General features: G+C 64.7%; 1 pseudogene. It reads left to right on the top strand.

The annotated features are described in order from the left end of the window. Positions 1–408, top strand: a pseudogene (locus tag RNB18_RS53010) (FAD-containing monooxygenase EthA); the annotation flags it as partial.

Below are 408 nucleotides of genomic sequence, written 5' to 3' on the forward strand. Positions count from 1 at the left end.
GGCTACTACAACTACGACGAGGGCTACTCGCCTGAGTTCCCCGGCGAGGCAGACTTCAAGGGACAGATCGTCCACCCGCAGCACTGGCCCGAGGACCTCGACTACACGGGCAAGAACGTCGTGGTGATCGGCTCCGGAGCCACTGCCATCACGCTCATCCCGTCGCTGGTCAGCGGCGGCGTCGGACACGTCACGATGCTGCAGCGTTCACCCACCTACGTCGGATCCCTGCCGCTGGTCGACCCGGTGGCCGTGAAGACCAACAAGTACCTGCCCAAGAACCTGGCGCACTTCGTCAACCGGTGGAAGCAGATCGGATACAGCACCGGCCAGTACCAGGTCGCGCGCCGCTTCCCGTCGGTCTTCAAGCAGTTCCTTCGCAAGATGGGGACCCGCCGCCTGCCCGAG

Source organism: Streptomyces doebereineriae, from assembly GCF_031845645.1.
In the GTDB taxonomy this organism is placed as follows: Bacteria; Actinomycetota; Actinomycetes; order Streptomycetales; family Streptomycetaceae; genus Streptomyces; species Streptomyces canus.